The following is a 6,273-nucleotide window of genomic DNA, read 5'->3' as shown; positions in this document are numbered from 1 at the left end:
GACGCCTTCACCGCAACGTTCTTCGCACTCGCGACCGCGGTGGGCGCGTTGCTGCCATTCCTGATCGCGCTGGCGCTGATCGGCATCCCGCTCTGGCGGATCCGTCATCGGCTCCGTCGTACTCCTGCTCCAGTCGCAGCTGGTGCCGGTCCCGCTCTGCCGAACTTCCCGGACCGGCCCGACCAGGGATAGCGGCTACAGGAGGGCAGCGGCGAGTTCGCGGTAGGCCTGGGCGCCTGCGGTTTTCGGGGCGGTGGTGAGGATGCTGTGGCCGATGGCCGGGGCTTCGGCGAAGCGGATGGACTTGGGGATCGCCGGGCTGAGGACTCGCAGCGAGTACGTGTCGGCGATGGTGTCCAGGACCGCCCGGGCGTGCGTCGTACGGCCGTCGTACAGGGTCGGGAGCACGCCGAGGACCTGCAGGCCGGGGTTGGTCAGCCGCTGGACATCGTGAATGGTGTCCAGCAGTTGGCCGACGCCGCGGTGCGCGAGCGTCTCGCACTGCAAGGGGATCAGTACTTCGGACGCCGCCGACAGCCCGTTCACCGTCAGCAGTCCGAGCGTCGGCGGGCAGTCGATCAGGATCCAGTCGTACGCCGCGCTCAGCGGGCGCAGCGTGGTCCGGACGACCTGCTCCGTACCGCTCTCCCGGGACAGCTGCACCTCCGCGGTCGCGAGCTCGATCGTGGCCGGCAGCAGATCCGGGCCGTCGTCGAGTGTCACCAGCACGTCGCGCGCCTTCACCCCGCCGAGCAACACGTGGTGGATCGACTTGTCCAGGTCCTCGGGGTCGATGCCGAGCGAGAACGTCAGGCAGGCCTGCGGATCCAGATCGACCAGCAGCACCCGCTGACCTAGATCGGCCAGGGCAACACCGAGTGAGGCAACCGTGGTCGTCTTGGCCACGCCGCCCTTCTGGTTGGCAACCGCGAGTGTGCGAGGCACCCGGCCATTGTGCCGCAATGTGGAACGCGGCGACCGCCACCCTGGTGCGCGCCGGGCAACGGATACCTTGTATGCGTGAGTACGCCGTGCACGTTGACGCTGCCCGATGGGGTTCACCCCGCGACACTCGAGACCGACCGTGGCGATTTCGCCACCCTGCAGGCGGTGCCAGACGTCGGTACGCCGCTCGGCACGGTGCTCCTGGTCCCTGGCTGGACCGGGAGCAAAGAGGACTTCACGCCCCTTGTCGATCACCTTGCTCGCTATGGCTGGCGGACCGTCGCCGTGGATCAGCGAGGCCAGTACGAGACCCCCGGGCCGGCCGACCCCTCGGCGTACACGCTGTCTGAGCTCGGGGCGGATGTCGTCGCCATGAGCCAGGCGCTGGGCGGGTACAGCCAGGTGGTCGGGCACTCGTTCGGCGGGCTGGTCGCGCGGGAGGCGGTGCTGACCGACCCGAGCGTTTTCTCCACGATCACGCTGCTCTGCTCCGGTCCTGGCGCTTTCAGCGACGAGACGAAGCGGCAGGGGCTGGAGATGCTCGCGTTCGGGTTGGACAACCTGCCGATCGAGCAGGTGTACGACCTGAAGCTCGACCACGACAGCAAGGAGCCGACGTACGCCGCTCCGGCCGAGGACATCGCCGCCTTCCTCCGCGTGCGATTCACCGGGAACGTCCCCGCCAGCCTCGCGTCAATCACGCGGCGGCTCATCGACGCCGAGGACCGCACCGAAAAACTGGCCAAGTCCGGCGTCCGCACCCAGGTCCTGTACGGCGAGTCCGACGACGGCTGGCCGATCCCCGTGCAGAACACGATGGCGGAGATCCTCGGCGTCGAGCCCCAGGTGGTTCCCGACGCCGGCCACTCCCCCGCCATCGATCAACCGGCCGCCACCGCCCGGCTGCTAGTGGACTTCTTCCACGACCGCTAGGTCAATTGACCGGTTTGATGTGGGGGCGCAGGTCCAGCTTGTCCAGGCCGATCGGCCTGAGCTCCGCGATCACCCTCTCGTCCACGATGCGCGTTTCCACCAGGACCGGCCGATCACCGACTCCCCCACCGACGCTCTGGATCCAGGTGTCCTGGTTCGGAAGGGCGCTCACCGCCGCGACCAGCCGATCCGCCTCGCGCTGGCTGACGTCGACCGTTGTCACACACAGGTTGCCGGGCGTCAGCGCCCTCACGGCCTGCCGGATCTGCTCGACGTCGCCGTGCGCCACGCCGATCATCACCACACTCGGACCGGTAGGCGCGCTGGTGGGGTCGGTCTCAAGGCCGCTGGTCGAACCCTCCGGCCTGCCGACCCACAGGTTCTGCAGCTGGTCCGGCCGGGCCTTGACGAAGGCCTCGAGTGCCGGCGTGATCCAGCTGGTCGGATCACCTTCCCGCCAGCCGCCCGATGGCGCCGGGCACGGGACGGTCGCTTCAGTCGGCTCCGCCACTGGGGGTCCCTGCTGCTCGACCGCGATCTTGTTGTCGTTCCAGATCCCGACCAGGTGGGCCGAGCCAACGCGAACCCCCATCTCGGTGCGCACATCTTGTAGTTGGTCGACGTTGACACCGGTCAACTGCACGGCCTGCTCGGGTGCACAGGAAGGTGGTTTGGGGTTCGACGGCAAGGTGAGATTCGTAGTCCCGTAGACCGGTGGGCAGTAGACGACCGGTACTCCCGGCGCGGCGAGCACCTGACCGGTCACCTCCACCTTGTCGCCGTTGCGGACCTGCATCGGGTGTTCCTTGCCCGGGGCAACTGCCGGCGTCGGGGCATCCTTGCCTTTGCCGGGCAGGACGAGCAGCGCGGCGACGGCGATCACGGCCACACTCGCCGCAGCCAGGACCGGGATCCAGCGACGCGGCCCATTGCCGCCACCGGTGATCCGGTCGACATCCGGCTCGGGGGGTGACGGCTGGCTCGCACGCCATTGGGCGCCGGCCTTGGCCAACAGGTCGTCGACCTCGTCGGTCGGTTTCATTCGCTGACCTCCAGCAGAGAGCGCAGGCGGGCCCGCGCATCGGAAAGAGTTGACTTGACGGTGCCCTCGGAGCAACCCATCACCGCTGCAGTGTCAGCTATCGACAGATCAGCGAAGTAGTAGCAGTCGACGGCGAGCCGCTGCCGCGCCGCCAACGTGGTAAGCGCCTGGTCCACGTCCAGCCGCGCGTCGACGTCCGGCCGGTGGTCGGCGCCGTCGTGGTCCTCCAGTTCGGCGACCGGGCGAAGCCGCCGGGCCGCCTTCCGGGCCTGGTCCGCGGTGATCGCGAGCAACCACGACGACGCCGAGCCCCGCGTCCCGTCGTACTGGCTGCGTTTCATCCATGCTCGGGTGAGCGACTCCTGCACGATGTCGTCCCGATCGGCCCCGACCGCCAACCGCGCGGCGAGCCGGGACATCGCCGGCAGATGCGGTCGCACCCACTCGACGAACCCCGCCCCGTCAGCAGGCGGACCCGCGGCCTTCGCCTGGTCGGTCATCGTTGTCGACACACCCTGTCTACCCCTTCACCCCCCAATCCGGTTGGGTCCGCCCAGCACCTCGGTCCCCCACCGCAACTCCAACGACACCACAAGCCCCAGGTCATGCAGTTCGGCACTTATCCACAGATCCCGAAAACCACCCCACGACCCCTCCCCCACTAACTACGGTCGAAGAACCGACCAACCAGGGGGAGCAAATGCCGCCGCCCGGCCCCACCGGCCTAGAACACCTACCAGAACCATCCGCCCTCCACGCCAGCCTCAGCGCCCGGCGTCCCCTCGACTGGGGCGACGCGCTTCCTACCAAAGAGGACATCGCGGCGAAGTTCGGACAAGAGGCGGCGACGCGGAGTCTCACCTTGCTCGCTCGCGCAGCCGACGCCGAGCCCCGAGTCACCGCCGACCTGGTCAGCTCCGTCAGTTCGGGAGTTGTTCCGTACCAACTGGAGAACCGCATCAAGTCGCCCCAGTCGCTAGCTCGGAAGCTCGACGATCGCGAAGGTACGCGATTCGCCACGCAACCGGTCGAGGATCTGCTCCGTTACACCTTCGTCACCCCTGAGCCCGACGACCTCGTCAGAGCAGCCAAAGATGCCTGCGACACTCTTCTGGCGAAGGGCTGGACGATGGACTCCGCACACCACTCGTATGTCAACGGCAGCCGCTACAAGGGATTGCACCTGTTCCTGCGCGGTCACGGCGAATTGGTCGAGTTGCAGATTCACTCTCGGGAGTCCATCGACGTCAAGACTCGCACCACGCCGCTCTATGTGATCGAGCGCGACCGAAAAATGGATCGAGCCAGCCGTGACGCAGCGCGCGAGACTTGTATCGCGTTGTCCGACCAGATGACGCAGCCCGCCGGCCTGGACGATTTGAAGACACTGGGTGGCGTTGCGGTGGGCACCAGAAGTTACGGTATGCGGAGCCCTCGGTCCAAGGGGCGGCCGGAAACGGATCCGCCATCCTTGGGCGAGCCATCACCAACCCAGCAAGCGACGGCCCAACGACGGTCGAACGCCACCGACAAGAAGGGGAACTCGAAATGACGCGGCTCTATCTGGTCACCCAAGGCGAGCGTCAGATCTGGGTGGCCGCTCTGATCGATGAGGACATCTGGACCTATGTCGGCAATACCGGCAAGTTCCACCTCAACGACGGCGTGCGGCATGACTTCTTCATGCTCAACGAGGCCAAGTACTCCGAGATCGGGCTCTCCGAGGCACACCGCTTGATCAAGAGCGGGGTCGGCCTCGTCGACGAACAGCAGATCCCAGACTCCGTCCAGAAGTGGCGGGACGACCCTGAGGCAATGGAACCCGAGATCGTCTTCGCCTCTCTCGCCGCCGACCTCTCCTGACCTCCTCATGGTTGAAGGGTCCTGCAGATGATGAAGCTGTACACGGCCTGAGAGGACGACCAACTGGTGTGGGTGGCGGCGTTGGCGCACGAGACGATGTACGGGTATGTGACCAACACCGGGAAGTTCCATGACAACAATGCCTTGCGCAACGACTTCTACATGGACTTTCCCCTCACCTATGAAGAGATCGGGAGCGCCGACGCCCGGCGGTTGATCGACAACACCATCGCTCCGTTCGACGAGGAAGAGTACGACGACCTGCTCGCGGAGTGGCGGGCCGACCCGGAGGCACTGGATCCGGGCGAGGTGCTTTCGATGGTGGCGGACTTCAGCACTGATCTTGGGTTGTTCCATCGTCGCGGTGGACGAGGAGAACCGCCTCGCGGGTGCACCGGCGCATGCACTGTCCCACACGGTTGCTCGTAGCAACTGCCCGTGGCGCCGAGGGTTGATTCACTCGGCGCTGCGGGGTGGCTAGGGGGCGCGGGTTGGGGGTGGGTCGGTCGTGGTGGGGTTGTTGCGGTACTGGCGGCCGGTGGGGCTGGTCCAGGTGTAGCTGCCATCCGGGTTGGGGCGAGTCTGCCAGCCGCCTTCGTGTTTGAGGCGGTGGTGGTGACGGCAGAGGCACCACAGGTTGGTCGCGGTGGTACGTCCGCCGGCGGCGAAGGCGTCGCGGTGGTCGAGGTCGGTGAATTCGGCGGGCCGGTTGCAGCCCGGGAATTGGCAGACGCGATCCCGGAACCGGACATACCTGTCCAATGCGGCTGAGGGTGTGTATTTGTTGGGATCGCTGCCTGGTGGCTGGTCGGTGATCCTGACCTCGATCCGCGGACCGGTGCGTGCGCTACCGCCCCCGCTGCTCGCGCCGCTCGGCCCGTTCCCGACGCTCACGCCACCTCCCCGGTCCGCGTCACTTCCGCGGTCCGCGCCACTCACGCCGCTTAGGTCGTTGCTGTCGTTCCCGCAGCACCCGTCATGGCCGCTGCATGTGTCGGTCGTGGTGCGGGGGCGGTGGGTAGCTGCGCCGGGGCGGGGGCTGTTGGGGATGGTGGGCAGGTTGGGGAGGAGGGTGTGGGTGAGGGCCTTGATGAGGTGCTTGCGCAGGGAGCTTTGTGGGATGGGTCCGTGGTGGTCGGCTTCGCCGCCGGTGCCTTCGGTTCCGTTGATCAGTGCCTGTAGCTCCGCGCCGGTCGCGTGGATGACGACTGTTGCGTCGGCCCCAACCTGCGCGGCCTCCTCCACCGCGTCGCCGTCCAGCGCATCACCGTCCAGCGCATCACCGTCCAGCGCGTCACCGTCGAGCGCGTCACCGTGAGGGCCAGCAGCAGCGCCGGTGCCCTGGTCGTTGGCCTGGAGTTGGGGTGCCGCATCATCGCTGCGAGCCGAGTTGCCACCGAGGTCGTCGCTGGGGCCGCCGTACGGGCCGGTGCTAACGCCAGTGTCGTAGTCGGTGTCGTCGACCGGTTCGTGGTCGCGGTCGTCGGGCG

7 protein-coding genes and 2 pseudogenes are annotated in these 6,273 nt (G+C 67.3%); 5 read left to right on the top strand and 4 right to left on the bottom strand.

What is annotated here, in order from left to right; translation table 11 throughout:
- Window positions 1–192: pseudogene (locus VFG33_RS18185) on the top strand (DUF4349 domain-containing protein); the annotation flags it as partial.
- Window positions 193–195: 3 nt separating this feature from the next.
- On the opposite strand, the gene VFG33_RS18180 reads toward VFG33_RS18185, so the two are convergent.
- Window positions 196–945 (bottom strand): ParA family protein, encoded by a 750-nt coding sequence (locus VFG33_RS18180; RefSeq protein WP_325054081.1) that lies wholly within the window; start codon window positions 943–945, stop codon window positions 196–198.
- Between the two features lie 75 nt (window positions 946–1,020).
- Here VFG33_RS18180 and VFG33_RS18175 point away from each other — a divergent pair, with 75 nt between their 5' ends.
- A complete protein-coding gene (locus VFG33_RS18175) occupies window positions 1,021–1,878 on the top strand; it encodes an alpha/beta fold hydrolase (protein WP_325054080.1) in 858 nt (285 codons plus the stop codon).
- A 1-nt stretch (window position 1,879) separates the two neighbouring features.
- Here the strand turns inward: VFG33_RS18175 and VFG33_RS18170 are convergent, their stop codons facing one another.
- Complete coding sequence (locus VFG33_RS18170; RefSeq protein ID WP_325054079.1) at window positions 1,880–2,920, bottom strand: hypothetical protein; 1,041 nt, start codon at window positions 2,918–2,920, stop codon at window positions 1,880–1,882.
- The gene (locus tag VFG33_RS18165; protein WP_325054078.1) at window positions 2,917–3,420 is read right to left on the bottom strand and encodes an RNA polymerase sigma factor; all 504 of its coding nucleotides are present in this window, start codon (window positions 3,418–3,420) and stop codon (window positions 2,917–2,919) included. Before VFG33_RS18165 ends, VFG33_RS18170 begins: the two co-directional genes overlap by 4 nt.
- A gap of 200 nt (window positions 3,421–3,620) precedes the next feature.
- Here VFG33_RS18165 and VFG33_RS18160 point away from each other — a divergent pair, with 200 nt between their 5' ends.
- The 3 genes from VFG33_RS18160 to VFG33_RS18150 all read left to right on the top strand — a co-directional run bounded on the left by VFG33_RS18160 (window position 3,621) and on the right by VFG33_RS18150 (window position 5,212).
- Window positions 3,621–4,472, top strand: a complete 852-nt coding sequence (locus VFG33_RS18160; protein ID WP_325054077.1) for a hypothetical protein — start codon at window positions 3,621–3,623, stop codon at window positions 4,470–4,472.
- On the top strand, window positions 4,469–4,783 hold the full coding sequence (locus VFG33_RS18155) for a hypothetical protein (protein WP_325054076.1): 315 nt from the start codon (window positions 4,469–4,471) through the stop codon (window positions 4,781–4,783). Before VFG33_RS18160 ends, VFG33_RS18155 begins: the two co-directional genes overlap by 4 nt.
- Window positions 4,784–4,864: 81 nt before the next feature.
- Window positions 4,865–5,212, top strand: a complete 348-nt coding sequence (locus VFG33_RS18150) for a hypothetical protein (RefSeq protein WP_325054075.1) — start codon at window positions 4,865–4,867, stop codon at window positions 5,210–5,212.
- A 48-nt stretch (window positions 5,213–5,260) separates the two neighbouring features.
- Here the strand turns inward: VFG33_RS18150 and VFG33_RS18145 are convergent.
- Window positions 5,261–6,273 (bottom strand): annotated as a pseudogene (locus tag VFG33_RS18145) (HNH endonuclease signature motif containing protein); the annotation flags it as partial.

It is taken from the genome of Kribbella sp. (genome assembly GCF_035687465.1).
In the GTDB taxonomy this organism is placed as follows: Bacteria; Actinomycetota; Actinomycetes; order Propionibacteriales; family Kribbellaceae; genus Kribbella.
This window is presented reverse-complemented; position numbering and strand designations above follow the sequence as displayed.